Here is a 26,114-nt window from a genome sequence, read left to right on the forward strand (position 1 = left end):
ACTCCCGCATGTTCAGGCTGCGTTCTGCCCGCGCACGGTCAGACGGACCCGGCCTTCGCAGCGAACTCCCACTCGCCGTGCGGCACGCGGTAGACGGTGTGGCCCGGCTCCGATCGCACGAACTCCGCTCCACGGGGCGCAGTTGTGTCCAGTCGCCGGGCCGCCGGCACATGGACTTCGGCCTCCGCGCCCACCGGCACCTCGACCGTGAGACGCAGCCGGCCCCCGGAGCGGGCCCAGTCGACCGAAGCCCTGCCCCGCACCGTCCGGATCGACGTACGCGCCCAGTCCACTCCCGTACGGGCATCGGGGCGCACGGTGAAGGTGCGGTATCCCGCGTCACCGGGACGCAGACCGGCGACGTTCTCGTGGAGCCACTGGGCGACCGTGCCGTGGAAGTAGTGGTCGCGCGAGCGTGAGTCGAGCTGCCACATCTCCCACATGGTGTCGGCGCCCTGGTCGAACCAGTATCCCCAGCTCGGATACGTTCGCTGGGTGGCCAGGGCGTGGGCGACCTCCGGGTGTCCCCCGGCGGTCAGTGCCCGCAGCAGCACGCTGGTGCCCAGCGCGCCGGTGTTGAGGTGGTTGCCGCGGGCGGTGATGTCGTCGACGAGGCTCTGGGTGACGCTCGCGCGGGCGGACGTGGGAACGAGGTCGAAGACCAGGGGTATCGCGTTGCTGGTCTGTCGGTACTCAGGGTCCTTGCTGGTGCGGTAGTGACCGGCTGCCGAGTCGAGGAAGGCCGTGTTGAAGGCGGACCTGAGCTTCTCCGCCGCCGCGCGGTAGTCGTCCGCGGTCGCCGTCTCACCGATGACTTCGCCCATCTCCGCGGTGTGGATGAGGGCCCGGTGAAGATAGGCGGTTGCGGTCAGCCGGGTGTCTTCGGGAGGAAGGCCCTCGTAGCCGGGGGGCAGGAAGTCGCCGAGCGCGGTGACGGCGAGACCGTCGCGCAGCCGGGAGAGCTCCCAGTCGAGATAGCGGGTGAGTGTCGGCCAGTGGACCCGGGCGAGGTGGTCGTCGCCGTAGGCCCGGTACATCTCCCGGATCACGAAGGGGTAGACGGTCGTCCACTCCGGCGACGGTCCCAGTTCGTTGTATCCCCAGCCGCCGCTGGGGACGATGACCGGAAGATGCCCGTCGGCGAGCTGGCTGTCCGCGAGGTCGCCGAGCCACTTGGAAAAGAAGCGGTGGACCCCGAACGCGTACGCCATGACGGGCGCCCCCAGCTGGGCGTCACCGGTCCAGCCGTTCTTCTCGTACATGGGCGTGTCGGTCGGGATGCCGTGAAGGTTGTTGAGGATCGTGCGCCGCATCGCCTGGTCGAGCTTCTCGTAGAACGGCTCCGAGCACCGGAACCGGCTCACCTCCTCGACCTTGGTGTGCACGACCCTGCCGAGGACCTGATCGGGCGTGGGGCGCTTGGGCAGGCCGCTGATCTGGACGTAACGGAAGCCCTTGTAGGAGAACTTGGGTTCCCAGACCTCTTCACCGCTTCCCGCGCACACGTATTCGTCCGTCTGGAAGCGTCCCGGGACATGGTCCGTCTGGGCATGCACGCTGCCGTCGTCCTTGAGTTTCTCGCCGTGCACCAGCCGGATCGTGGTCCCGGCGTCGGCGGTGACGGTGAGCCGGGTCCAGCCCGCCAGAGTGCGGCCCATGTCGACGACGTACACGCCGGGGCTCAGCTCGCTGATGGCCGTGGGACGGACGGTCTCGGTGATCTCGATGGGGTCGTGCGGCTGGGCGCGTACGGTGCCCTTCGGGGCACTCAGCACTGCGGCGGCCCCCCAGTCGCGGTCGTCGAAGCCGGGCCGGGTCCAGCCGCTCGCCGCGCGCCGTGCGTCGTAGGTCTCGCCCGCGTAGAGGGAGTTGCTGAGAGTCGGTCCCTCGGTGAACCGCCAGTCGGGGCCCGTGGCGACGATGGTGCGGGTGTTGTCGGGGTGGTCGATCTCCAACTGGGCGAGGAGCCGGGGCTCCCCGTGCCAGGGAGGAGTGTGCCAGTTCCACACGTTCGGAGTGGTCATGCCGAAGAAGCCCCGGCCCAGGGTGACTCCGAGGGCGTTGACTCCGCGGTTGATCCGTTCCGTGACGTCGTGGACCGCGTACAGGACGGTCTCGTCGTAGTCGGTGAAGCCGGGGTCGAGGACCTGCCGGCCGACCCGTCTGCCGTTGATCTCCGCGTCGTAGTAGGCCAGTCCGCTGATGTACAGGCGGGCGCGCGCGATCGGCTTGCCCACGGTGAACTCCCGGCGCAGCAGCGGCGCGGGCAGCTCCGGGGTGCCGATGCTGACGCCCCGGCCCCACGGCCCCTCGCCGTACGGCGCGAGAACGGTGGCCGCGGGCCAGTCGCCATCGTCGTGGTCGGGCCGCTGCCAGCCTTCCCGCTCGGTCTCGATCGCCCGCCATCCCTCGCCCGTGACGAGCTCGTGGCGATCTGCGCTCGTCTCCACGTCGAGCCGGAGCAAAAGCCCGGCCGGATTGACGCCGCTGCCACGGTTGGTGGCGACGACCGCCACCACGATCCGCCGGCCCGCCGCACGCACCAGCTCGGTGACATCGGCCGTGAGAGCGGTGCGCCAGGCGTCCGTGCGCTCCGGCTGGTGCAGCACCTGCCGCCCGTCGAGATGGAGGGTGAAGTCGTCGTCGGCGGTGGCGGTCACTCTCGCCCGGGTGACGTCGGCGTCGGCAGGCAGCTCGAGTGCCGCCCGGAACCAGCGCGATCCGACCGGCGTGCTCCAGACCGGTGGGCCCGGCGCCCAGATCCATGAGGTGCCCTCGACGCCCGGCGGTGCCGGTGGCGCTTCCGCGCCGATCCAGCGGGCCTGCCAGCCATCGGCGGGCAGCGCGGTCTCCCACCAGCGCACCGCACTCCAGGCCGAGGCGCGCCCCTGCTCGTCCCAGGCGCGGACCTGCCAGTGATAGCGGGTACGGTCGCGCAGCGCAGGACCTGAGTACGGGATCCCCACCGTACGCTCGGAGTTGACGCGGCCGGAGTCCCAGAGCGGCCGACGGCTCAGGCCCTCCCGATCGTCGGCCACCCGGACCTGGTAGGCGCTCTGCCGCGCCCCCTTGCCATCGGCGGCCAGCTCCCAGCTCAGACGAGGAGTCGCGGAGTCCGTGCCCAGGAGATTCTCCGCGTACTCCACCGTGGTCCGCTCCACACGCAGCCGTCCTGCTCTCAGTGCGGGCTCGTGAGGAGCCTGCGCGGCTGCTTGGTTCACGGTGGCGAACGCCGATGCCGCTCCCGCTGCCGCGGTGGTCACGGCGGCGCGCAGGAAGACACGACGGTTCCAGTTTCGGCTCATGACGCTTCGCTCTCTTGGTAGGCGATCTCGACGAACTGTGCGGGCCGAAACATGGGAGCTCCTCACCACGAGTGGGCCGGCATCCCCCGACATCATGAAAGGTTTCAAAGAGGTTGCGCCTCGGAAGCTAGAGGTGACGCCCTTACGAAGTCAATGGGCCTGCATGCCCCAGTCTTGCGTGAGGTGAGCTATCGCCTGATACCCAGGGGGATCCATCCCTCGGCGCTTCCTGATGATGTTTCAGGGCGGCATCAATGAAACGATTTAAGTTCGAGCCCGAGGCAACCTCCTCCGACCGCCTCACCCACCGACGGCAGTTTTTCCTTTCTGTGGACAAAGTGTGGACGCACAGGAGTCACGTCCCTACGCTGAGCGTCGCTTTGCCACAGAAGTCTGCGTGCGTCGCCCCCGAACAACGCAGGAGGAAGAGTGAAGCCACGCCCCGAGCGCCACGAATCCCCCGGGCACATATCCCGCCCCTTCCGGCACAGATTTCGAAGAGCCACGGGACTGCTGCTCACCGCGCTCCTCGGCGGCGCCCTCGTCACCCCCGCCGCGGCCGACGACGATCCCCGGCCCTTCGCCGACCTTCCGCCGCAGGAACCAGGCGTCACCCTGCGGGTGTTCGACATCCAGTCCCCGCTCGGCAAACTGTGCGATCTCAAGCCCGCACAGACGCCCAATGTCGACAAGCTGATTCCGACGGCCGACTGGACGTCCACCGACGGCTTCGGTTTCAGCGACAACTTCGTGTCGCAGATCATCGGCAATCTGAACGTGCCCGAGTCCGGCGGGTACACCTTCCGGCTGATCAGTGACGACGGATCCCGGCTCTTCCTCGGCGACCAGCAGGTCATCGACCACGACGGACTGCACGGCGCCGAACCCAAGGACGGCGAGATCACGCTGAACCCGGGCTACACCTCGCTGCGCATCGACCACTTCGACGCGGGCGGCGGTCAACAGGTCACGTTGCAGTGGAAGCCGCCGGGGGCAGCTGAGTTCACGGTCGTGCCGAACTCCGTGCTGAGCACGGACGCCGGGGTCGTCAGGGTCACGGCTCCCGGACGCAAGGAATGCGAGGGGACCTACGACACCCCGGGCGACGGGCTGCCCCTGACCGAGGTCAACCCCGGCTACACGCTGACGAATCTGCGGCCCGAGGGCTTCGAGCCGCAGGTGTCCGCGATGGACTGGCTGCCCGACGGCCGGCTCGCGATCTCCACGTGGGGCGGCAGTGAGCAGACCAGGGGCGAGGTGTATCTCCTGGACCACGTCACCGGTGACACAGGACCCGACAAGGTCACGTACAAGAAGATCGCCGACGGGCTCAAGGAACCCATGGGCATCAAGTACGTGGACGGGAAGCTGTATGTGTCGGAGAAGCATCAGCTGACCGAGCTGAACGACACCGACGGCGACGATGTGACGGATGAGAAGAAGAAGATCGCCGAGTGGCCGTTCGGCGGGAACTTCCATGAGTTCGCCTTCGGACTGCTCTACGACAAAGGCGACTTCTATCTGAACCTGTCCGTCGCCATCAACTACGGCGGCGCGACCACCGACCCGCAGCCCGCCGCCAACCGCGGCACCACCATCAAGGTCAACAAGGCCACGGGCAGGGTCAGTTACTTGGCCGGCGGCCTGCGCACCCCGAACGGCATCGGCCGCGGCCCCGGCAACGATCTGTTCGTCACCGACAACCAGGGCGGCTGGCTGCCCGCCTCCAAGCTGGTGCACATCAAGCAGGACCGGTTCTTCAACCACTACATGAACCCGGACGGCCCGTACGACGACAAGCCCGTCACCAAGCCGGTGCTCTGGCTGCCGCAGAATGAGATCGCCAACTCGCCCAGCACACCGATGCAGTTGAAGAAGGGCCCGTTCGCCGGACAGATGGTGTTCGGTGACGTCACCTATGGCGGACTGCAACGCGCCGACCTCGAGAAGGTCGACGGCGAGTACCAGGGCGCGGTGTTCCGGCACACGCAGGGCCTGGAGTCCGGCATCACCCGGATCAGCGAGGGGCCCGACGGTGCGATCTACACCGGCGGTCTGGGCGCCGACGGCAACTGGGGGCAGGCGGGCAAGCTCCGCTTCGGCCTGCAGAAGCTGACCCCGAACGGCGAGACCGCCTTCGACATCAAGACGATGCGCGCGACCCCGAGCGGCTTCGACCTCACCTACACCAAGCCCCTGTCGGAGGAGACCGCGGCCAAGCTCACCGAGGGCGCGTACTCCGTCGAGCAGTGGCGCTACGCACCTACCCCGGCGTACGGCGGCCCGAAGATCGACGAGGAGTCACTGCCGGTCACGTCGGCGAAGCTCTCCAAGGACCGCAAGAAGGTCCAGCTCACCATCCCCGGGCTCAGGACCGACCGCGTCGTACATGTCCGCTCGCCGCGCCCGTTCTCCTCCACCGAGGGCGAGCAACTGTGGTCCACCGAGGCCTGGTACACGCTCAACGCGAAGCCCGGACCCGATGAGCCCGTCACTATGTACGACGCCGAGTCCGGCCGCCTCTCCGGCAGCGCGGGCACCGCCACCGAGCACGCCGGGTACACCGGCGGCGGCTTCGTCGACGGCTTCGGTGAGCAGGGCGCCGAGGTCAGCGTGGACGTCGAGGTCGGCGAGCAGGGCGCATACGAGGTGGGGTTGCGCTACGCCAACGGCCCCCACCCCGCCCCGGGCACGAAGACGATCAGCGTCTCCGTCAACGGCGGTGAGGCGAGGCAGACGAGCCTGCCGTCGACGGACGTGTGGAACCGCTGGTCGACGAAGACCGAACGCCTCGATCTCCGCAAGGGCCGCAACACGATCACGTACTCCGTGGGCGAAGGCGACACCGGCCACGTCAACCTCGACGCGGTCGACATCCGCCGCCCGGGCACACGGATCGACCTGTTCTCCGGCGGCAGCATCTCCACGGCCTGGCAGCACACCGACGGCCGCAGCGCCGAATGGCCGCACACCGCCGAGAAGTCCATGGAAGTCTGCTGCGGCGACCTGCGCACGAAGCAGCACTTCGGCGACTTCAAGCTGCATGCCGAGTTCCGCGTCCCCAAGCTCCCGGACGACGTCACCGGCCAGGACCGGGGCAACAGCGGTGTCTACCTCCAGGACCGGTACGAGGTGCAGATCCTCGACTCGTACGAGGACACGGATCTCGCGAACAACGAGGCGGCGTCGATCTACCTGAAGAAGGCAGCCGACCTCAACGCCGCGAAGGCTCCCGAGACATGGCAGACGTACGACATCACCTTCCGTGCCGCGCGCTTCGACGGAGACGGCAAGAAGACTTCGGACGCGCGGGTCACGGTGATCTGGAACGGCGAGAAGGTCCACGACGACGTGGCCGTCGACGGGCCGACGGGTGGAGGTGACCCCGAGTCGGCCGCGCTCGGTGCGATCCGCCTCCAGGACCACGGCAACAAGGTCCGCTTCCGCAATGTCTGGGTGGAGCCGCTGTCCTGACCGAGAAGCGATCAAGCCCGCGTGTCGGCCCTCGAAGTGCAGACATAGGGCCGACACGCACACCCCACCCAAGAACTATGTAGTCCCACCACATGTGACGCTGACCTGCAGATTCCTACCGTGTGCGAACACATACCCGTCCCCACGGCACACGAGGAAGTGGCGCACATGGCCTCGACAGCAGAAACCGCTCCACCACCCCCGTCCAACCTCAAGCGCATCGTCGCCGCCAGCCTCATCGGCACCACCATCGAGTGGTACGACTTCTTCCTGTACGGCTCCGCAGCCGCCCTCGTCTTCAACAAGCTGTTCTTCCCGGACTCCGACCCGCTCGTCGGCACCCTGCTGTCGTTCCTGACATACGCGGTCGGATTCGCCGCGCGGCCACTGGGCGCGCTCGTCTTCGGGCACTACGGCGACCGGCTCGGGCGCAAGAAGCTGCTGGTGCTGAGTCTGCTGCTGATGGGCGGGGCGACCTTCGCGATCGGGCTGCTGCCCACGCACGCGACCATCGGCTCCGCCGCTCCGGTGCTGCTGACCGTGCTGCGTCTGGTCCAGGGCTTCGCGCTCGGCGGCGAGTGGGGCGGGGCCGTGCTGTTGGTGTCCGAGCACGGGGACGCTCGGCGGCGCGGATTCTGGGCCTCATGGCCGCAGACGGGGGCGCCCGCGGGACAGCTCCTGGCCACCGGCGTGCTGTCGTTCCTGACCGCCGTGCTGTCGGACAGCGCGTTCGGCAGCTGGGGATGGCGGATCCCGTTCCTGCTCTCCGGCGTGCTGGTGATCGTCGGTTTGTGGATTCGTCTGTCTGTCGATGAATCGCCTGTCTTCAAGCGGGCGTTGGCGCAGGCCGAAGCCCGCAAGGCCACCGGGGCCGCCGCGGCCGAGAAGCTGCCGCTCGTCTCCGTGCTGCGGCACCACTGGCGCGATGTGCTGGTGGCGATGGGCGCGCGCATGGCGGAGAACATCAGCTACTACGTCATCACCGCCTTCATCCTCGTCTACGCCACCACCTCGGCCGGCGTCTCCAAGCAGACCGCGCTGAACGCGGTACTCATCGCCTCCGCCGTGCACTTCGCCGTGATTCCCCTGTGGGGCGCGCTGTCGGACCGGATCGGCCGCCGACCGGTGTACCTGCTGGGCGCCGTCGGAATCGGGCTGTGGATGTTCCCGTTCTTCTCGCTCATCGACACCGGCGGCTTCGGCAACCTGATCCTCGCCGTGACCGTCGGTCTGGTGCTGCACGGGGCGATGTACGCGCCCCAGGCCGCCTTCTTCTCCGAGATGTTCGCGACGCGGATGCGCTACTCCGGTGCCTCCATCGGCGCTCAGTTCGCCTCGGTCGCGGCGGGCGCGCCGGCGCCGCTGATCGCCACGGCGCTGCTGTCGGACTACGGCAGCTCCACGCCGATCGCGCTGTACGTCATCGGCGCGTCCGTCCTGACGATCGTGGCTGTCGCACTGGCCAAGGAGACCCGCCATCGTGACCTGGCCGAGGTCGAGCAGCCCTCCGACGCGGCGCCCGCCGCAGCGCAGGCCGCGGACGCGCGTACGGCCTGATCGGCTCCCTGCTCCCTGCTCCCTGCTCCCTGCTCCCTGCTCCCTGAGGCAAACGGCCCCGTACGCCCGTGCGCGCGGGGCCGCCGTCGTGGTCGTCACTTCGGTGGCGGTGCCGACAACCGGTGCAGCCGCAGGGCGAGTTGGATCTCCAGGGCACGGGCCGGGCTCTGCCAGTCGTCGCCGAGGAGACGGCCGACACGCTCCAGGCGCTGGGCGACGGTGTTCACATGGACGTGCAGATCGTCCTTGGTACGGGCCGGGCTCATCCCACAGGCGAAGTAGGCGTCGAGGGTGCGCAGCAGGTCGGTGCCGCGGCGTTCGTCGTAGGCGACGACCTGGCCGATGGTGTGGTCGACGAATCCCGCGATGTCCCGGCCGCCGGCGAGGAGCAGTCCGAGGAATCCGAAGTCCTCGGCGGCGGAGCCGTCGCCGTGGCGGCCGAGCAGCCGCAGGGCGTCGAGGCAGCGGCGGCCCTCCTCGTAGGCCGCCGCGACCGCGTCCGGGCGGGCGGCGAGATCCGCCACGGGGGCGGAGGCGCCGACGGTGACCGCCTCGTGGACGGCCGTGCCGAGGTGTACGGCGGTGCGGCGGGCCAGTTCGGTGGCGGTGTCCCCCTGGTCTAGGGGCAGCAGGAGGACCGTGCCGCCGTCGCGGGCCGCGGCGAGCCCGTGCCGGGTGGCGGCGAGGTGGGAGGCGGCGGACCACAGGCGCCGTCGGGCCGCGGCCTCCTGGTCGGCGTCGGCGGCAACGCCGTCGAGACGGGCAGCGAGGACCACGTGGGCGGCGTCGAGGTCGGCGTGGAGTCGCTCCGCACGCTCACGCAGCAGGCGGGGATCGCGGTCCCGGGCGTCCAGCAGGTCGTCGAGGAGTTCACCGCGGACCCGCTGTTCGGCCTCGGACGCGGAGCGTCGGGCGAGCAGCAGAAGAGAGGTGACCATCGCGGCGCGTTCCAGGGTGCGCTGGTCGACGGGGTCGAGGCCGGGATGGCCCCGCAGCACGAGCGCGCCGAGCAGTTCGCCGCCGGCGGCCACCGCGGCGATCCAGTCGTCCGCGTGCCGCACGGCATGCCCTTCGGCACGGGACGCTTCCAGGGCCTGGGTGGGTGTGGAGGTCGCGTCGGTGAACTGGACCGTGCCGTCGAGGACTTCGGAGACGGCGGCGGCCACGTCGTGGACCCCGCCGCCGCGCAGCACGAGTTCGGCGAGCCGGTCGTGGACGTCGGAGGCACGCTCGATGACGCCGCTGCGGTCCTGGATGATCTCGTTGGCCCTCTCCAGGTCGGCCAGGGCCGAGCGGGTCTCGGCGAGCAGGTTGGCGGCGTCGATGGCGGCCGCGGCCAGGGCGGCGAAGGAGCCGAGCAGCGCGATCTGCTCCCGCTCGAAGACCCGGGCCCGTCGGTCGGCGGCGAAGAGCACGCCGATCACGTGGTGCCCCAGCATGAGGGGCACACCGAGGATGGCGACCAGCCCCTCGTCGCGCACGCCCGCGTCGATGGTGAGGGTGTGCTGAAAGCGGCCGTCCTTGAAGTAGTCCTCGGTGACGTACGGCCGGGCCGTCTGGGCGACGAGGCCGCCGAGCCCCTCCCCCATCCCGAGCCGCAGCTGCTGGAAGCGTGCCGCGACCGAGCCCTCGGTGACCCGCATGTAGGTGTCGCCCTGCGCCGGGTCGTTCAGACTCAGGTAGGCGACGTCCGTGCCGAGCAGGGAGCGGGCGCGCTGCACGATCGCCTGGAGCACGGCGTCCAGGTCCCGCAGTCCTGCCAGGTCGTGGGCCGTCTCGAACAGGGCGGACAGCTCGGCCTCGCGTCGGCGTCGTCCCTCCAGCTCCGCGCGCACGCGCAAGGCGCTCAGTTTGGCGCGCTCGAGCGCGGCGACCCACTCGGCGGGGCGGCCCTCAGCGCGGGCCTGCAAGACCGGCTGCTCGTAGGCCTCGGCGGAGGCGCCGCGGGCCAGCAGGTCGAGGAACGGTGCCTCTGCGCTGCCGACGGTCGCTCCGGAACGGGCGGCGGAACGTTCGGCGGACTGCACGTGATCGCGGGACATGGTCACAGGATTCCCCATCGCACCGTCGCCCCGTCAGCCCTGTGGACAACTCGACGGCGTCTCGGCGACGGCCCGCTCAGTGGGCGGTCCAGCCGCCGTCGAGGACGAGCGAGGTGCCGGTCACGAAGGAGGCCTGCGGGCCGCACAGATAGGCCACGGCCTCGGCCACCTCCTCCGGTTCGATCAGCCGTTTCACCGCGCTGTCCTGGAGCAGTACCTCGGACAGGACGCGCTCCTCGGGAATGCCGTGCGCCCGGGACTGGTCGGCGATCTGCTTCTCGACCAGTGGTGTGCGCACATAGGCGGGGCACACACAGTTCGAGGTGACTCCATGGGCTGCGCCTTCGAGGGCCGCGGTCTTGGACAGTCCTTCCAACCCATGTTTGGCGGCCACATAGGCCGACTTGAAAGCTGAGGCGCGCAACCCATGGACGGAGGACACATTCACGATCCGGCCCCAGCCCTGTCCGTACATATGGGGCAGGGCGCCGCGGATGAGCCGGAACGGTGCCTCCAGCATCACGGTGAGCACGGTGTGGAAGACGTCCGGCGGGAAGTCCTCGATGGGGCGGACCAGTTGCAGCCCAGCGTTGTTGACGAGGACGTCCGTACCCGCGGCGGCGACTTCCGCGGCGTCCAGGTCGGTGAGGTCGAGGACATGCGGTTCGACCGTGCCCGCGAGGTCTCGGGCCCCTTCGGCGAGTGACTCCAGGCCCTCGGCCTCCCGGTCGACCGCTCTCACCTTGGCCCCGGCGGCCGCGAGCCGCAGCGCACAGGCTCGGCCGATGCCGCCGGCGGCTCCGGTGACGAGGGCGGTACGGCCACCGAGGTCGAGCGAGGGGGTATGGGGTCCCGCGAGGGCGTTGCTTGCCGTCATGGCACGACCCTAGGCAGCGTCCACTCCCCGCCACATGTGCTCAGAACCCATACTTCAGCTGGAGCTCATAGGGTCGAACCATGTGGGTGCGTCCGACAGGGCCTGCTTGATCCGCAGCACTGCGAACTCGTTCAGCTCGGGCAGGGCGTCCACGTCGAACCAGCCCACCTCCAGCGACTCGTCGTCGTTGACCCGCGCCTCACCGCCGACGGCCCGGCAGCGGAAGGTGATGTCCATGTACTGGCAGACATCGCCGTTGGCATACGTGACCTGGTCCAGCGCCTGCACCAGGACGACCCGCTCGGGGACGCAGTGCACCGCGGTCTCCTCCTGGACCTCCCGCACCGCGCAGGCCGCGGGCTGCTCACCCGGATCGGGGATGCCGCCGATCACCGACCACCGACCGTTGTCGGAACGGCGGCCCAGCAGCACTCTGCCGTCGTCGTCGAAGACGATGGCGGTGACTCCGGGGAGCCACAACAGCTGCTGACCGGCCGAGGCCCGAAGCGTGGAGATGAAGTCAGGGGTAGCCATGCGCCCGACCCTAACGGGCCGGTTCCCCCACCTCGAGATCGTTCCGAGGGCGTACGGCTACATGTCACGGGCGCGTCGCCCGCGCACACCCGCTCCGATCGCCCAGCCGAGTCCGCCCGCGGCGACCAGGACCAGAGCGATCTCCGGCAGGATGCCCAGCCGCGTGGCGGGTGTCTCGGAGGAGCGCAGCGGCACCTTCTGGACCAGCGAGTCGGCCACGAACATGCCCGTCTTCTGGGTGATCCTCCCGTCCGGCATGATGATCGCGCTCACGCCGCTGGTCACCGGCACGGTGACGGTCCGGCTGTGCTCGACGGCGCGGACCCGGGACATGGCGAGCTGCTGGTAGGTCATCTCGCTGCGGTCGAAGGTCGCGTTGTTGCTCGGTACGGAGATCATCTGCGCGCCGTCGGTGACCTCGGAACGTACGGCCCAGTCGAAGGCAGCCTCGTAGCAGGTGACCAGGCCGACCTTGGCGCCGTCCATGGTGAAGACACCCGGCTTGCTGCCCCGGCTGAAGTCCTGGCGGACCATGCTGGTCCAGTCACTGTTGATGGCCCCGATGAGCGAGCGCAGCGGGAGGTACTCGCCGAACGGCTGGATCTGCCGCTTGTCGTAGGTGTCGATCGGCCCCTTGGCCGGGTCCCACAGGATCTGCTCGTTGAAGAGCTTGCCGTCCCGTTCCACGACGCCGCCGACCGAGATGGGCACGCCGATCGCGTTGGCGGCCCGGTCGATGACGGCGCGAGCGTCGGCATTGGCGAACGGGTCGATGTCCGAGGAGTTCTCGGGCCACAGCACGAAGTCGGGCTGGGCGACCTTGCCCGCCTTGACCTCGGCGGCCAGCCGTTCCGTCTCCTTGGCGTGATAGTCGAGTACGGCCCGCCGCTGGGCGTTGAACTCCAGCCCGGCCTGCGGCACGTTGCCCTGGATGACGGCGACGGTCGCGGTGCCGTCCTCGGCCTTGTCGCTGACCAGCGGCCGGGCGGCCACGGCCCCGATCACCGGGACGGCCACGCTCAGCAGCGCCGCGGCCGCGGCGCCCCGCCGGACGACACGGGTACGCCGGCCCTCGACGGCCAGGCGTACGACCTCGTACAAACCGAAGCCGCACAGGACGACCGCGAAGCCGAGCACCGGGGTGCCGCCGACCGCGGCGAGCGGCAGGAAGATCCCGTCCGCCTGTCCGAACGCGATCTTGCCCCACGGGAAACCCTCGAACGGGACACGCGCGCGTGCCGCCTCCGAGGCGACCCACACAGCGGCCGCCCACACCGGCCAGCCGGGCAGCCGGGACACCGCGGCAATGCCTGCGCCTGCCAGTGCCACGAAGATCGCTTCGATCGCGGCCAGCGCGAGCCAGGGCCCGGAGCCGACCTCCACACCGGTCCACACCAGCAGCGGCAGCAGGAAGCCGAGGCCGAACAGATAGCCGAGGCCCAGGCCCGCCTTCCAGCTGCGGCCGCGCAGCACCCAGCCGAAGACCGCGAAGGCCGGCAGGGCGAGCCACCACAGGGTGCGTGGCGGAAAGCTGACGTAGAGCAGCACTCCGGAGAGCGCCGCGACGGCGGCCGGAACGAGGCGCGCGAGCCGCGCCCGGCGTGAGACGGGCGCGTTCTGCGGTGGCAGCTGGTCCGACTCGTCCACGGAGGTTACGGTGACGGTCACTCCCGGAGTGTACGGCGGGTGACCTTGCCGCCGACAGCGCGGTCCGCGGGCCGGTACGGGCGTTCCCCCAGCTCGGGCGCCACATCATTCCTGCGCAACCCGGCGCAACTCATCCACAAAGTCTTCATCAGCCGTTACGGTGTGCCGGAGCCTTTGTCGTACGGCTTCTTTCAGCCGGACGGCCGGGGTACGTCACAGGTCGGGGGACCGGGTTCGGGGGGCGGGGTGGGTTCCACGGGGATGACGTCTGCGGCCGGTTCGGAAGGGGTCGGCGACAGACGAAACGTTTCGGACGCGGCAGGCGTGGCAGTGCTCGGGGCCTGCGCCGTCTGGTCGCTGGTCACGGCGACCGTGCACGGCGGCCGTCCCGAGGGCGTGCTGCTCGCGATCCTGGCGGTGGCGGCCGGCTATGCCGCGGGGCGGATCACCGGGGTGCTGCTGCCGGTTGCCGCGCCCTGTGCGGCGGCGCTGGCCGGACTGACCCTGACGGTGGCCGTTCCGCATCTGGCGCCGGGGCCGGAGATCGTCGCACCGCTCGGCCATACCGGCGCCACCGCCGCCGTACTGACCCTGTCCGCCGGCTTTGCGTGCTGCGCCGCCTGGGCGACGCCCGCGCCCGCGCTGCGGCTCGCCCTGCGCGGACTGGCCGCCGGAATCGCGGTGACCGCGGGCGTCCTGGGCTCCACCACCGGTTTCGTCCTCTGCGTGGCGGTGCTGCTGTGTTCGCTCGCCGCGGGCCGTATGCAGCGGCGGGGCCTTGGCATCACGGGGCTGGCCCTTGCGGCGGGCCTGGTGACGGCCCTGCCCTGGGCGGTGGCCGAGAACGCGGTGCCGGACGGGCTCGCCGCGTCCCTGGAGGGCCAGCTGACCCCGCACCGGATCGGGCTGTGGCACGACGCCGTGCACATGGTTCACAGCGATACCGCCCTGGGCGTCGGCCCGGGACGCTTCGGGGAGCTCAGCACCACGGCCACACAGACTCTGCTGTCCGATGGCAAGCCCCACTCGGCGCCCCTGCAACAGGCGGCCGAACAGGGTGTCATCGGCGTGATCCTGCTGGCGATGGCCTTCTGCTGGGTGCTCCACGCCTTGTGGCGCACCCCCCGTTCCACGCCGATCGCACTCACCGCGGGCGCCGCACTCACCACGTTGGCGGCGATCGCGGCGGTCGGCAACGCGCTCAGCTTCACCGCGGTGTCCGTGGGTGCTGGGCTGCTCGCGGGACTGGCCACGGCACGCCCACTCACCGACGAGGCACCCCAGCAGACCTGGGACACCCGCCCGCGCGGTGACCGCCTGGCGCCATGACGTCGAAGAACGGACCCGCGCGCGTAAGACTTCAGTGCACCGGTCCGGCTGTGCTCGGCCGCAGTCGGGCACGAATGGCCCGTACGGCGGCCTCCGCGTCGTCCACCGTGATCGTGAACGTATGGCCGTCCCACAGCCGGAGCACCACGCCCTCGCCACGCCGTACGACGACCGCGGTGCCCTTCTCGGGCCGCCAGCGGTAGCCCCAGCCGCCCCAGTGCCGCGGGGTGATCTGCGGGTCGAAGTCGGCGCCGGCGACATGGGCCAGCGGAATGCGGCGGCGCGGCAGACCCATGTGGCCGCAGCGGACCTCCACGCACTCCTTGTCGAGCTTCAGGTCGACGTGGACGAAGGCCAGGGTGCCGAAGAGAACCAGCAGGCCCGCGGCGATACAGCCGACGACCGCCATGACGAGGGGGGCGATGCCCGACGTCCACGCCGAGTCGACGGCCAACTCGACCCCGAGCGCCATGCAGCCCGCGCCGACGAGCGCGAGCAGCCATTGGACACGGTTCGTGGCACGTCCGGTCCAGATGTCGGGGTGCGGGGCCTTCGCATCGCGGGGGTGGTCCCTCATGGCTAAGAGGTTACTCAGGTTTCGCTGCGCGGGTACCACGTTGCACAGGGTGACTGCTCCGGGAGGGTGCCCGTCGGAGCACCGACGTCCGTTTTGTGACTGTCGGTCACCTGGCGGGGCTGACCGCCTGGAGCAGCCTGCCCTCGGCGTAGGCCAGGGCGGGCACGGGCAGCGCCCCCTCCCGTCCGCTCAGCAGCACCGTCAGGGTGCCGTCGGCGGAGGCCTCGGGAGCGGGCTGTTCACCGATCCGGCGCAGCGCCTGGGCGGCGACCGCTCCGGCGGACCCGTGCAGGACGAGCGGCGGACGGCCGGGGCGCTGCACGGCGGCGCGGATGCGCTCGGCGACCAGTTCGTAATGGGTGCAGCCCAGGACGACGGTCTTTACATCGTCAGGGGTGAGTGCGGCGGCCGCGGCGACGGCGGCGTCGATGGCGGCCTCGTCGGCGTGTTCCACGGCCTCGGCCAGGCCGTGGCAGGGCACCTCGGTGGCTTCCACTCCGTCGGCGAAGTCCCGGATCAGACCGCGCTGGTAGGGACTGCCGGTGGTGGCCGGGGTCGCCCAGATCGCAAAGGGGCCGCCACCGGCCGCGGCCGGCTTGATCGCCGGGACGGTGCCGATGACGGGGATACCGGGTTCGAGGCGGGAGCGCAGGGTGGTCAGCGCATGGACGGTCGCGGTGTTGCAGCCGACGATCAGCACGTCGGGCCGATGGGCGGCGGCCGCCTCGGCGACGGCGACAGCGCGCTCCGTGAGGTCCTCGGGGGTCCTGGGTCCCCAGGGCATACCGTCGGGGTCCAGGGAGAGGACGAGATCTGCGTCGGGTCGCAGACGCCGTACCGCGGCGGTGGCTGCCAGCAGACCGATTCCGGAGTCCATGAGCGCGATCTTCACCCGGCCACGATAGACGATGGGCCGTGTGGGGCCTGGCCGGTGGGGCAGACTGCGCGGGTGAGTGCCATCGTGTGGATCGCCGCCGCAGCACTGGCCGCCTGGCTGTGGCTGCTGCTCGGCCAGGGCTTCTTCTGGCGTACGGACGTACGCCTGCCACCGCGTCGCGAGCCGGGGTCGTGGCCCCCTGTCTGTGTCGTCGTCCCGGCCCGGGACGAGGCCGCCGTACTGCCCGACAGCCTGCCGTCGCTACTCACCCAGGACTATCCGGGGCGGGCAGAGGTCTTCCTGGTCGACGACGGCAGCTCGGACGGCACCGGGGAACTGGCCCGGGAGCTGTCGGGGCGGCACGGCGGCCTGCCGCTGACCGTCTCGTCACCCGGCGAGCCGCCCACGGGCTGGACCGGCAAGCTGTGGGCGGTGCGCCATGGCATCGACCTGGCACGCGCGCGTGACCCCGAGTATCTGCTGCTCACGGATGCCGACATCGCGCATGCGCCGGACAGCCTGCGGGAATTGGTCGCGGCGGCGCACACCGGGGGGTTCGACGTCGTGTCGCAGATGGCCCGGTTACGGGTCGCGAGTGTGTGGGAGCGGCTCGTCGTCCCCGCCTTCGTCTACTTCTTCGCCCAGTTGTATCCCTTCCGCCGGATCGGCAAGAAGAGGGCGCGGACGGCGGCCGCGGCAGGTGGCTGTGTGCTGTTGCGTGCCGACGCGGCGGAGCGGGCGCGCATCCCGGACGCCATCCGGCACGCCGTCATCGACGACGTGGCACTGGCGCGTGCCGTGCAGGCCAGTGGGGGACGCATCTGGCTGGGGCTGGCGGACCGGGTGGACAGTGTGCGCCCCTATCCACGGCTGCACGACCTGTGGCGGATGGTCTCGCGCAGCGCGTATGCGCAGTTGCGGCACAATCCGCTGCTGCTCGCCGGTACGGTCGCGGGTCTCGCGCTGGTCTATCTGGTGCCGCCCGTGGCTCTGGTCTGGGGCCTGGCCGCGGGGGACACGGCTGCCGCGGTCGTCGGTGCCCTCGCGTGGCTGGTGATGACAGGGACGTACGTCCCGATGCTCCGTTACTACCGGCAGCCCTGTTGGCTCGCTCCTCTGCTGCCGTTCACCGCGTCCCTGTATCTCCTCATGACGGTCGATTCCGCGGTCCAGCACTATCGGGGGCGCGGCGCGGCCTGGAAGGGCCGCACCTACGCACGTCCGGGCGCCGTCCCCGACGAGGGCTGAGAGCGGCTCACTTCCTGCCGGGGGTCCAGTTCATGCCCCATCCATAGGCGTAGTCGATCGTCCGCTGCGGGCTCACCCCGCGCTCGGGCACCAGATAGCGGGCCTCGCGCTGGACGACCAGATCGCTGCCCGTGTTCGTGATGAGGGCGAGCGCGCACACCGTGGAGGGGACGGTGCACTCGTCGAGCGAGAAGTCGATCGGGGCGCCGTGCTGCGGTGTGAGGGTGACCGTGGCGTGCAGATCGGCGAAGGAACGCGCTCCTTCGTAGATCGTCACGAAGACGAGGATGCGCTGGAAGGCCTGCTTGTGGTCGAGGTTGACGGTGAGGTTCTCGCCGCTCGCCATGGCTCCGGTGCGGTCGTCGCCGTCGAGGTGGATGAACGGGGGCTGGTGCAGGGCGCCGAAGGCGTTGCCGAGCGACTGGACGATTCCCTTGCTGCCGTCGGTGAGTTCGTACAGCGCGCAGAGGTCGAGGTCGAGGTCGGAGTGCATGGCCACGGCACGGCCGAGCTTGCTGCCCCAGCCGGAGAACTGCTTGCGCACCTCCCAGTTGAGGTTCACGCGCATGGCACCCGAGGTGCCGCCCTGCTTGGTCAGCGAGACCGAGGGCGATGCCTTCGTCAGCGTCACCTTGCTGAGGCTGATCGGTGCCGCGGGGGGTGCGGCAGGAGGAGGCGGCGCGGTCACCGGCGGTGCGACGGGCGCGGACGCAGGGGCGGCGGCCTGTTGCGGCTCGTCCACCGAGATACCGAAGTCCGTGGCGAGGCCCACGAGCCCGCTGTCGTACCCCTGGCCTACGGCACGGAACTTCCAGGCGCCCTGGCGACGGTAGAACTCGCCGAGGACGAAAGCGGTTTCCACGGTCGCGCCCGTGCTGTCGAACCGGGCGACCACGGTGTTCTGGGCGGCATCGCGGACCTCGATGTAGAGGTCCGGCACCTGTCCGAACGTACCGCCGTCCGCGGATGCGGCCAGGACCAGCGTCTCGATCGCGGGCTCCACGCGCGCGAGGTCGACGAGGAGAGTGTCGACCACCACGCCGCCGATGTCCCGTTTGCCCTCGTGGCGGACCGCGCCGGAGGAGTGCTCCGGCTGGTTGTAGAACACGAAGTCGCTGTCGGACCGCACCTTGCCGCCCACCAGCAGCAGCGCCGACGCGTCCGCGTCGGGCACACCCGGTCCGGATCGCCGGCCCAATTCGACCCGCAGCGCCGTCGTCGGCACCGGAACATTCGATCCTTTTGGCATTGACATGTCCGCCCCCATCACCAGTCACCGCGCCAGGTCGTCGCACCCCGGCTGCCCATTGGGTTCACCACATGACCAACCTATTCCCCGGTGCGGCGAACTCCCATGAGGAGCCACCGGGAGATCGCCGTCCAATCCCCGGTAACCAGCGCGGAACTCGGCCTTTACAGGATCCGAACGTCGACCGCCGCCCCTTTTTGCCGAGTTCGCTCGCATTGGGGATCCCGCGTCACTGCCGACACGGAAAACAACCCTCTTATCGGTCTCCCCAACCAGCACATCGTGGGCTTAACTTATGTGCCATGACCTCCCCCCGCTCCACTTATGGCGGCGGCTACTACTCCGCCTCCTTCCCGGACACTCCGATCTACGACAAGCTCGTGGCCGAGCGGGGTACCCCGCAGATCGCCCCGATCCGGGTTCCCGCGGCGTACGACATGCCGGGCAGCCATCTGCCCGCGCTGCCGTCGGCGCTTCCGGCCCTCCCGGCCGGCCCGTCCCAGGCTTCGTACGGCTACCCGCAGGCACAGCAACCCTCTCCTCTCCAGCAGGCGCCCGCGGCGTACATCCCGCAGCAGGCGTCCGCGCCCCGCGGCTATCCCGGACCGCAACAGCAGCAGCCGCGCCAGATGGCCCCCGGCACGGGCTACGAGGCGATGCGCCCCGCGGCTCCCCGGCCCACCCCGGCTCCGTACCAGGACCCGTACAACAACCAGCAGCAGTACCGCGGCTACTGATTCCTCCACCGGGACTGTCGGTGCCTGCTGGCACGATGGCCTCATGGGGTACGCGCAGCTGCAGTCGATTCACGTTCATCCGGTCAAGGCGGTCCGGGGCCAGGCGCCCCGGGAGGCCGTCGTGGAGCCCTGGGGCCTGGCCGGAGATCGGCGCTGGGCGCTGATCGACGACGGGGGAAAGGTCGTCACGCAACGTCAGCAGCCGCGCCTCGCGCTGGCCGCCGCCGAGCTGCTGCCCGGCGGCGGCGTCCGTCTGTCCGCACCCGGCATGGCCGCTCTGACCGTGCCCGTCCCGGAGCCCATCGGCACCGTGATGGTGGAGATCTTCCGCGACAAGGTCGAGGCATTCCCGGCCACGGACGCCGCGGCGCACACCTGGTGCAGTGACTATCTCGGCATCGAGGTGCGCCTCGTGCACATGGACGACCCGGCCATGCGCCGGCCCGTCGACCCGGAGTACGCCCTGCCCGGCGAGACCGTCACCTTCGCCGACGGCTACCCACTGCTGCTCGCCTCGGCCGCCTCCCTCGACGCCCTCAACTCCCTGATCGCGCAGGGTGACCACCCGGACGAGGGCCCCCTGCCCATGAACCGCTTCCGGCCGAACGTGGTCGTGTCGGGCACCGCCGCCTGGGCCGAGGACGACTGGTCACGCCTGGCCGTCGGCGAGGTCGTCTTCCGCGTCGCCAAGACGTGCGGGCGGTGTGTCGTGACCACCACCGACCAGGGCACCGCCGGACGCGGCAGAGAGCCCCTGCACACCCTCGGCCGACACCGCCGCCTCGGCGGCAAGCTGGTCTTCGGACAGAACCTGGTGCCCGAGTCCCGCGGCACGATCCGGGTGGGCGACCCGGTCACGATCCTGGACTGACCAGGACCCGCTCCGACTCCGTGGGCGGGAACTCGGCTCGGGGGTCGGCGCGTTGTGATGGTGGATTTCGTGAGAAGTTCATGAGAGGCCCCGATCGGGGTGATTTCGCTCTCTCTTGACCGGGCCGTTGCGTGAACGGCTCCGCGGGGGGTTATCACGGAGCGGGAAGGGGGTGCCAAAACCGTGCGAACCATCAGCGGACTCTGGCGCTGGCGACACAATCCGCTGCGCCGCAAGACCGATCTGACCGAGGCCTGGGTCGCCCTGGTCGCCCTGCTGCTCATCCTGTTCGCCGCGCCCATGACGGGTTCCGTGGTCGGCAGTGTCGCGCAGGACGCTCTCCAGCAGTCGGTCCGGGACCAACGGGAGTCCCGCCACGTGGTGACGGCCACCGTGGTCCGCAAACTCAACCGCTCCCCACTGGACGCCGACCCCGAGACGTCCACCGGGCGGGACATACGAAGTCGCGTCCTCGCCGACTGGACGGCCCCGGACGGCACCGCGCAGCACGGGCCGGTCATGGCCCATGTCGAAGACCCGCACGCGGGCGACAACTTCACGCTCTGGACGGACGACCACGGCCGCGTCGTGGCCCGCCCGCTGGATCCCGCCACGGCGACGACGCACGCGGTCCTCGCCGGATTCGGCGCCACTCTGCTCGCCGCGGGCCTGATCGACGGCCTTCGGCGGCTGATCGTCTGGCGCATGGTCCGCCGCCGGTACGCCCGTTGGGACCAGGCATGGGACCGGGCGGGTCCCGACTGGGGCCGGACCGGCACCGGTAGTTGACGGCCTTCCAGCTCTGGTCAACCCACTGCCTGCGCGCACGCTACGGTGGACCGGCCGGACTCGCTTCGGCGTCAACCCGCGCGAGTGAGCCGCAGGGGCCGCTTCAGCGTCCCGAAGGCGACGAGCCATCAGCACGACCGAGGTGGGGGCACAGCAACGCCATGGCACAGGGCACGGTCCAGGTGACGCACACCGGCACATCGCGGTGGCGTCGCCGCACGGGTGAGTACGCATCGCTCGCCGCCGCCCTGGAGGCCGCGGCCGACGGCGACGTCCTCACCGTCGCCCCCGGCACCTACCGGGAGAACCTCGTGGTGCAGCGGGCGGTGACCCTGCGCGGCCCGGAGGGCTCCCCAGGCTCCGTGCGCATCGCGCCCGTGGACGGGGTGCCGTTGACCGTGCGCGCCTCCGCGGTGGTCCAGGACGTGCATGTGGAGGGCCAGGACACGGCCGCGCCGGCACTGCTCGTCGAAGAGGGCGCCCCCGAGTTGTCCGACGTGCGGATCGTCACGCGGTCCGCGGCCGGCATCGAGGTGCGCGGCGGCGCCCGGCCGACCGTGCGGCGCTGCACCGTGGACAATCCGGCCGGCGTGGGCATCGCCGTACTCGACGGCGGGGGCGGGGTGTTCGAGGAGTGCGAGGTCGTCGCGGCCGGGCAGTCCGGCGTCGCGGTGCGCGGGGGCGCCCACCCGCGCCTGGAGCGCTGCCGCATCCACCACACCTCGGGCGCGGGCCTGTCGGCGACCGGCGAGAACTCCGCGCTGGAGGCCGTGGGTTGCGAGGTGTACGAGATCCGGGGCAGCGGCGTACAGGTCACCGGCCGGGCCACCGCGCACCTGACCGACTGCGATGTGCACCGCACCACCGCCGACGGGGTCACCCTCGACACGGACGCCGTGCTGACCCTGGCCGACTGCCGCATCCATGACATCCCGGAGAACGCGGTCGACCTGCGCTCACGTTCCGTGCTGACGCTGACCCGGACGACGGTGCGTCAGTTCGGCCGCAACGGCCTGTCGGTCTGGGACCCGGGCACCCGCGTGGACGCCAACCAGTGCGAGATCTTCGACAGCACCGGCGACTATCCGGCGGTGTGGGTCAGTGACGGCGCCACCGCGGTCCTCGACTCCTGCCGGGTGCACGACGTGCCGGACGCGCTGTTCGTCCTGGACCGCGGCTCCCGCGCGGACGTCGTCGACAGCGACCTCTCGCAGGTGCGCAACACGGCCGTGTCGGTGAGCGACGGCGCCACCGCGCAGCTCGACGACTGCCGCATCCGGGACGCGGCGACCGGCGCCTGGTTCCGTGACCACGGCAGCGGCGGCACACTCAACGGCTGCTCGCTGGACGGCATGCAGACCGGCGTGATCGTCACCAAGGGCGCCGACCCCACCATCGAGCGATGCACGGTCGACTCCCCCGCGGAAGCCGGTTTCTATGTGTCGGCGGGCGGACGCGGCACCTTCCTGAACTGCCGGGTGACGGGCAGTTCCGGCTACGGCTTCCATGTGATCGACGGCTGCCGTACGACGCTGAAGAAGTGCCGTACGGAGCGATGCGCGCGCGGCGGGTACGAGTTCGCCGACGCCGGCCCCGAGGCAGCGGGCGCCGGTCCGGTCGTGGAGGACTGCACCAGCGACGAGAGCGGGGGCCTCAAGCCGCCCGCCGCGCGGGAGCCCGCCACGCAGACGGTCAGCCAGTCGCCGGGCCTGCTCGGCGCGATCCCGGGGCAGCGCACCACCGAGCAGGAGCCGCTCGTCGCCGCCACCATGCCCGAGAAGCCGACGCGGACCTCGAAGGCGGTCCTCGGTGAACTCGACGCACTGGTCGGCCTCGAGAGCGTCAAGCGTGAGGTGCGGGCGCTGACCGACATGATCGAGGTGGGCAGGCGCCGCCAGCAGGCGGGCCTCAAGGCGGCATCCGTCAAGCGCCACTTGGTCTTCACCGGCTCGCCCGGCACCGGCAAGACGACGGTCGCCCGTCTCTACGGCGAGATCCTGGCCTCGCTCGGTGTGCTGGACAAGGGCCATCTCGTCGAGGTGTCCCGCGTCGACCTGGTCGGCGAGCACATCGGCTCCACGGCTATCCGCACCCAGGAGGCCTTCGACCGGGCGCGCGGCGGTGTGCTGTTCGTCGACGAGGCGTACGCGCTGTCCCCGGAGGACTCGGGCCGGGACTTCGGCCGCGAGGCCATCGACACGCTGGTGAAGCTGATGGAGGACCACCGGGACGCGGTCGTGGTGATCGTCGCGGGCTACACGGCCGAGATGGAGCGGTTCCTGTCGGTCAACCCGGGCGTGGCCTCGCGCTTCTCCCGGACCATCACCTTCAGCGACTACACCGCCGAGGAACTGCTGCGTATCGTTGAGCAGCAGGCCGAGGAGCACGAGTACCGGCTGGCACCCGGCGCCTCGGACGCCCTGCTGAAGTACTTCACGGTGATCCCCAAGGGCCCGGCCTTCGGTAACGGCCGTACCGCCCGCCAGACCTTCGAGGCCATGGTGGAACGGCACGCGAGCCGGGTCGCGCACTTCGAGGAGCCGAGCACGGACGACCTCACGCTTCTCTACGCCGAGGACCTGCCCGAGTCGCCCTGAGCGTCCCGCTTGCGGCGCGGTGCGGGCAGCTCCGGCCGCAACCGCGCCAGCAGCCGCTCCCGTTCCACGGCGAACTCCGGGTCGGCCTGGTAGTCGGAGTGGCCGAGGATGGGGGCGGGCAGCGGATGCGTCTCCGTGCGGCCGTAGGCCAGGGGGTCCTTGAGGGCGTCGTGGTCCACCTCGGGGCCGCAGTCACCGGGCAGCCGCACCGGGCCGCCGATGGGGTCCGTCAGTCGGTAGAGGTTGCGCCAGCAGTCGACGTCGTGGTGCAGCGAGCTGAGGGCGGCCGGTCCGAAGTGGGCCGGGAACCAACGGCCGTAGAGGCGCTCCAGCGGGGAGCCGTACGTCAGCAGCGCGACCCGCTTGCGCACGGGCGGAGAAAGCTGCCAGGCCGCGGCGGCTGCGAGCACGCTGCCCTGGGAGTGGCCGGAGATGACGAGCCGTCCGCCGGTGGCGTCGGTCCAGGTCGCCATGCGCCAGGTCAGGTCGGGCACGGCCCGCTCGGCGTAGCAGGGCGGGGCGAAGGGGTGGGCGGCGCGCGGCCAGAACGTGCCGACGTCCCACAGGATGCCGATGGTGCGCCGCGCGGAGGCGTCCTTGTAGGCGCGTCGGCCCCAGGTGACGAACAGTATGAAGCCGAGCCCGATCAGCCAGGAGCCCAGGGCCTGCGCCGTCTCGGCGGCGCCGTGGAGGAAGGGGTGTGTCGCCTCGGTGGCCGCGCTGGGCACCTTGTCGCTCACCATGGCGCCCACGAGTGCTCCGGCGCCCAGGAGCAGGGTCGTGGTGGAGATGACGGCGACGAGGAGCGGCGCCCGGTCGGTGAGCGTGGCCATGGCGAGGGTGTTCGCGATGCGGCGGGTGCGCGTGGGGTCCTCGGGGGCGTCCGGGCGGTCGGTTCGCACCGCTGCCAGTTCGGTACGGCGCAGCAGCCAGGTGCGCCATCCCAGCAGGCCGCAGAGCAGCAGCAGGACGATGAGCAGCGGCGGGATCACGGACGACTGCCAGGTGAGCAGGACCGGCGGACCGGGAACGGACGTGCGCGTGCCGTCCAGCCAGTCGGCGACCCGCTGCGACAGCCCGCCGGACATCACCCCGCCGAGTGCACAGGCCAGCATCGCCACGGCGGGTCCCCCGAGGCCGTGCATCGCGGCGCGGGGTTCGGGGTGGGTGCGGTAGAGCAGGTGGGCGACCACGGCCAGGACGATGACGAGCAGTCCCTGGAGCAGGGCGATTCCGCCGAAGGTCGCGTCGCCCGGCAGGCGGCCCTGTGACACCCAGCCCGGGCGTTCCCACCCGGCGTACAGCATGGCGAGGGCGAGCAGGAGGAGCGCGCCGAGCGGCAGCCGTCGTACGAGGTGCTCGTCGAGTTCCCGGTCGAGGCGGTTCTCGCTGCGGCCCCTGCGGCAGACGACCCACAGGACGGCGGCCGCGCCCGCGACGACGGCCCCGGCGAGGAGCCAGCCCAGCGTGTCGAGAAGGGCGGGCCCGCCGGGCCTGCGGTCGAACCCGGCCGCCGGAGTGGACACCGCGGCAGCGACCGTCAGCAGGCCCGCCGCGGTGTGTGCGGCACGCAGTCGGGCCACCAGGCGCCGCCCGTACCAGAAGCCGGGCCGGCCCAGGGCGGTGCGGCCGGTGTCCTCGTCGGGCTCGGCGGTGCGGGAGATCGGCTGCTGCGACTCGTACGCGCTCCAGGTGCGGCGGGAGAGGTACCACAGCAGGCCGGTGAGCGTGGCGGGCACCAGGGCGGCGAGCGCGAGCCGGCGGCCTGGCGGGCTCCACCAGCCGCCGTCGGAGTCCGTCGGGGACAGGAAGCCCAGCCAGGTGTGCCGTTCGGCGCACGCGCGCGTGCCCGCGCACTGCCACGCCGTCAGATCGAGGGCGACCTCGCACGCGGCCGCGACGAGCAGCACCGTCAAGGTCAGTCCGGCGAGCCGCACCAGCAGCCCGTACAGCCGCACCGTGCGGTCACGGCCCCGGGCGCTGGGGCGCATCCAGTGGGCGAGGTTGACCACCATGAACGGCAGCAACAGCAGCCACAGGGCGCGGGCGCTGTTGCCGGATGTGAGGTTGGACCAGACGTAGGCCTCGGGCACCGGTCCGCTGCGGGGCTCGCCGGGGCTGGTCTCGGCTTCGGCGTCGTCGGCGCGCCGGTAGACGGCCGCCGTGTCGTCGCCGGTGATCCGGACCGTCCGTGGATCGTCGAGCATCTTCTCGGGTGTGGCGCCGCCCACGCCGTGGACCAGGAGTTCCAGGGCGATGCCGGGGTTCCCGGACTTCTGGGCGGGTCCGTCCGCCCCCTCGGACAAGACACGTTCCACTGTTCTCGCACTTCCCCCGTGACGCGCCGTCGGCTTGTGCCCGTGCGGGCCTAAGGATCTCCGCTTCGTGTGGTCCGCACACCTCT

Annotated in this window: 17 protein-coding genes; 8 read left to right on the top strand and 9 right to left on the bottom strand. The window is 70.8% G+C overall.

Annotation, left to right across the window (positions count from 1 at the left end; all coding sequences use genetic code 11):
* Positions 1-38: 38 nt before the first annotated feature.
* Positions 39-3,305, bottom strand: a complete 3,267-nt coding sequence (locus ACIHFB_RS03675; RefSeq protein WP_400125065.1) for a family 78 glycoside hydrolase catalytic domain — start codon at positions 3,303-3,305, stop codon at positions 39-41.
* 468 nt (positions 3,306-3,773) lie between these two features.
* Here ACIHFB_RS03675 and ACIHFB_RS03680 point away from each other — a divergent pair, with 468 nt between their 5' ends.
* Positions 3,774-6,779 carry a family 16 glycoside hydrolase gene (locus ACIHFB_RS03680; protein ID WP_400125591.1) on the top strand — a complete coding sequence of 1,002 codons (3,006 nt, stop codon included), beginning with the start codon at positions 3,774-3,776 and terminating at the stop codon, positions 6,777-6,779.
* A 168-nt stretch (positions 6,780-6,947) separates the two neighbouring features.
* On the top strand, positions 6,948-8,336 hold the full coding sequence (locus ACIHFB_RS03685; RefSeq protein ID WP_400125066.1) for an MFS transporter: 1,389 nt from the start codon (positions 6,948-6,950) through the stop codon (positions 8,334-8,336).
* A gap of 95 nt (positions 8,337-8,431) precedes the next feature.
* On the opposite strand, the gene ACIHFB_RS03690 is transcribed toward ACIHFB_RS03685, so the two are convergent.
* The 4 genes from ACIHFB_RS03690 to lnt form a co-directional block, all read right to left on the bottom strand.
* The gene (locus ACIHFB_RS03690) at positions 8,432-10,378 is read right to left on the bottom strand and encodes a helix-turn-helix domain-containing protein (RefSeq protein ID WP_400125067.1); all 1,947 of its coding nucleotides are present in this window, start codon (positions 10,376-10,378) and stop codon (positions 8,432-8,434) included.
* A 76-nt stretch (positions 10,379-10,454) separates the two neighbouring features.
* Positions 10,455-11,255 carry a 3-hydroxybutyrate dehydrogenase gene (locus ACIHFB_RS03695; RefSeq protein ID WP_365269490.1) on the bottom strand — a complete coding sequence of 267 codons (801 nt, stop codon included), beginning with the start codon at positions 11,253-11,255 and terminating at the stop codon, positions 10,455-10,457.
* 54 nt (positions 11,256-11,309) lie between these two features.
* Positions 11,310-11,789: an NUDIX domain-containing protein gene (locus tag ACIHFB_RS03700; RefSeq protein ID WP_365269493.1), complete on the bottom strand. Its 480-nt coding sequence runs from the start codon at positions 11,787-11,789 to the stop codon at positions 11,310-11,312.
* A gap of 57 nt (positions 11,790-11,846) precedes the next feature.
* The gene (gene lnt / locus ACIHFB_RS03705) at positions 11,847-13,457 is read right to left on the bottom strand and encodes an apolipoprotein N-acyltransferase (protein ID WP_400125068.1); all 1,611 of its coding nucleotides are present in this window, start codon (positions 13,455-13,457) and stop codon (positions 11,847-11,849) included.
* 240 nt (positions 13,458-13,697) lie between these two features.
* Here lnt and ACIHFB_RS03710 point away from each other — a divergent pair, with 240 nt between their 5' ends.
* On the top strand, positions 13,698-14,765 hold the full coding sequence (locus ACIHFB_RS03710; protein WP_365269498.1) for a hypothetical protein: 1,068 nt from the start codon (positions 13,698-13,700) through the stop codon (positions 14,763-14,765).
* A gap of 31 nt (positions 14,766-14,796) precedes the next feature.
* Here the strand turns inward: ACIHFB_RS03710 and ACIHFB_RS03715 are convergent, their stop codons facing one another.
* Complete coding sequence (locus ACIHFB_RS03715) at positions 14,797-15,342, bottom strand: hypothetical protein (RefSeq protein WP_365269500.1); 546 nt, start codon at positions 15,340-15,342, stop codon at positions 14,797-14,799.
* A 106-nt stretch (positions 15,343-15,448) separates the two neighbouring features.
* The gene (locus ACIHFB_RS03720; RefSeq protein ID WP_365269503.1) at positions 15,449-16,234 is read right to left on the bottom strand and encodes an aspartate/glutamate racemase family protein; all 786 of its coding nucleotides are present in this window, start codon (positions 16,232-16,234) and stop codon (positions 15,449-15,451) included.
* A 39-nt stretch (positions 16,235-16,273) separates the two neighbouring features.
* Here ACIHFB_RS03720 and ACIHFB_RS03725 point away from each other — a divergent pair, with 39 nt between their 5' ends.
* Entirely contained in the window at positions 16,274-17,467 is a 1,194-nt protein-coding gene (locus tag ACIHFB_RS03725; protein ID WP_400125069.1) for a glycosyltransferase, read from the top strand.
* Between the two features lie 7 nt (positions 17,468-17,474).
* On the opposite strand, the gene ACIHFB_RS03730 is transcribed toward ACIHFB_RS03725, so the two are convergent.
* Complete coding sequence (locus ACIHFB_RS03730) at positions 17,475-18,716, bottom strand: TerD family protein (protein ID WP_400125070.1); 1,242 nt, start codon at positions 18,714-18,716, stop codon at positions 17,475-17,477.
* 302 nt (positions 18,717-19,018) lie between these two features.
* Between ACIHFB_RS03730 and ACIHFB_RS03735 the strand changes: the two genes are divergently transcribed.
* The 4 genes from ACIHFB_RS03735 to ACIHFB_RS03750 all read left to right on the top strand — a co-directional run bounded on the left by ACIHFB_RS03735 (position 19,019) and on the right by ACIHFB_RS03750 (position 23,710).
* On the top strand, positions 19,019-19,453 hold the full coding sequence (locus ACIHFB_RS03735) for a DUF6643 family protein (RefSeq protein WP_400125071.1): 435 nt from the start codon (positions 19,019-19,021) through the stop codon (positions 19,451-19,453).
* 43 nt (positions 19,454-19,496) lie between these two features.
* On the top strand, positions 19,497-20,324 hold the full coding sequence (locus ACIHFB_RS03740; protein ID WP_400125072.1) for an MOSC domain-containing protein: 828 nt from the start codon (positions 19,497-19,499) through the stop codon (positions 20,322-20,324).
* 183 nt (positions 20,325-20,507) lie between these two features.
* Positions 20,508-21,113: a hypothetical protein gene (locus ACIHFB_RS03745; RefSeq protein ID WP_365269518.1), complete on the top strand. Its 606-nt coding sequence runs from the start codon at positions 20,508-20,510 to the stop codon at positions 21,111-21,113.
* A gap of 161 nt (positions 21,114-21,274) precedes the next feature.
* Entirely contained in the window at positions 21,275-23,710 is a 2,436-nt protein-coding gene (locus ACIHFB_RS03750; RefSeq protein WP_365269521.1) for a right-handed parallel beta-helix repeat-containing protein, read from the top strand.
* Here the strand turns inward: ACIHFB_RS03750 and ACIHFB_RS03755 are convergent.
* Positions 23,680-26,028, bottom strand: coding sequence for a hypothetical protein (locus tag ACIHFB_RS03755; RefSeq protein ID WP_400125073.1), 2,349 nt, complete (start codon positions 26,026-26,028; stop codon positions 23,680-23,682). The two genes, ACIHFB_RS03750 and ACIHFB_RS03755, sit on opposite strands and share 31 nt — an antisense overlap.
* Positions 26,029-26,114 lie beyond the last annotated feature (86 nt).

Source organism: Streptomyces sp. NPDC051963 (assembly GCF_044593495.1).
In the GTDB taxonomy this organism is placed as follows: Bacteria; Actinomycetota; Actinomycetes; order Streptomycetales; family Streptomycetaceae; genus Streptomyces.

Excerpts from the sequence above, each read along its gene's own strand:
- ACIHFB_RS03675 (WP_400125065.1), bottom strand. The coding sequence starts at position 3,305 with ATGAGCCGAAACTGGAACCGTCGTGTCTTCCTGCGCGCCGCCGTGACC.
- ACIHFB_RS03685 (WP_400125066.1), top strand. The coding sequence starts at position 6,948 with ATGGCCTCGACAGCAGAAACCGCTCCACCACCCCCGTCCAACCTCAAG.
- ACIHFB_RS03690 (WP_400125067.1), bottom strand. The coding sequence starts at position 10,378 with ATGTCCCGCGATCACGTGCAGTCCGCCGAACGTTCCGCCGCCCGTTCC.
- ACIHFB_RS03695 (WP_365269490.1), bottom strand. The coding sequence starts at position 11,255 with ATGACGGCAAGCAACGCCCTCGCGGGACCCCATACCCCCTCGCTCGAC.
- ACIHFB_RS03700 (WP_365269493.1), bottom strand. The coding sequence starts at position 11,789 with ATGGCTACCCCTGACTTCATCTCCACGCTTCGGGCCTCGGCCGGTCAG.
- ACIHFB_RS03710 (WP_365269498.1), top strand. The coding sequence starts at position 13,698 with ATGACGTCTGCGGCCGGTTCGGAAGGGGTCGGCGACAGACGAAACGTT.
- ACIHFB_RS03715 (WP_365269500.1), bottom strand. The coding sequence starts at position 15,342 with ATGAGGGACCACCCCCGCGATGCGAAGGCCCCGCACCCCGACATCTGG.
- ACIHFB_RS03730 (WP_400125070.1), bottom strand. The coding sequence starts at position 18,716 with ATGCCAAAAGGATCGAATGTTCCGGTGCCGACGACGGCGCTGCGGGTC.
- ACIHFB_RS03735 (WP_400125071.1), top strand. The coding sequence starts at position 19,019 with ATGACCTCCCCCCGCTCCACTTATGGCGGCGGCTACTACTCCGCCTCC.
- ACIHFB_RS03740 (WP_400125072.1), top strand. The coding sequence starts at position 19,497 with ATGGGGTACGCGCAGCTGCAGTCGATTCACGTTCATCCGGTCAAGGCG.
- ACIHFB_RS03750 (WP_365269521.1), top strand. The coding sequence starts at position 21,275 with ATGGCACAGGGCACGGTCCAGGTGACGCACACCGGCACATCGCGGTGG.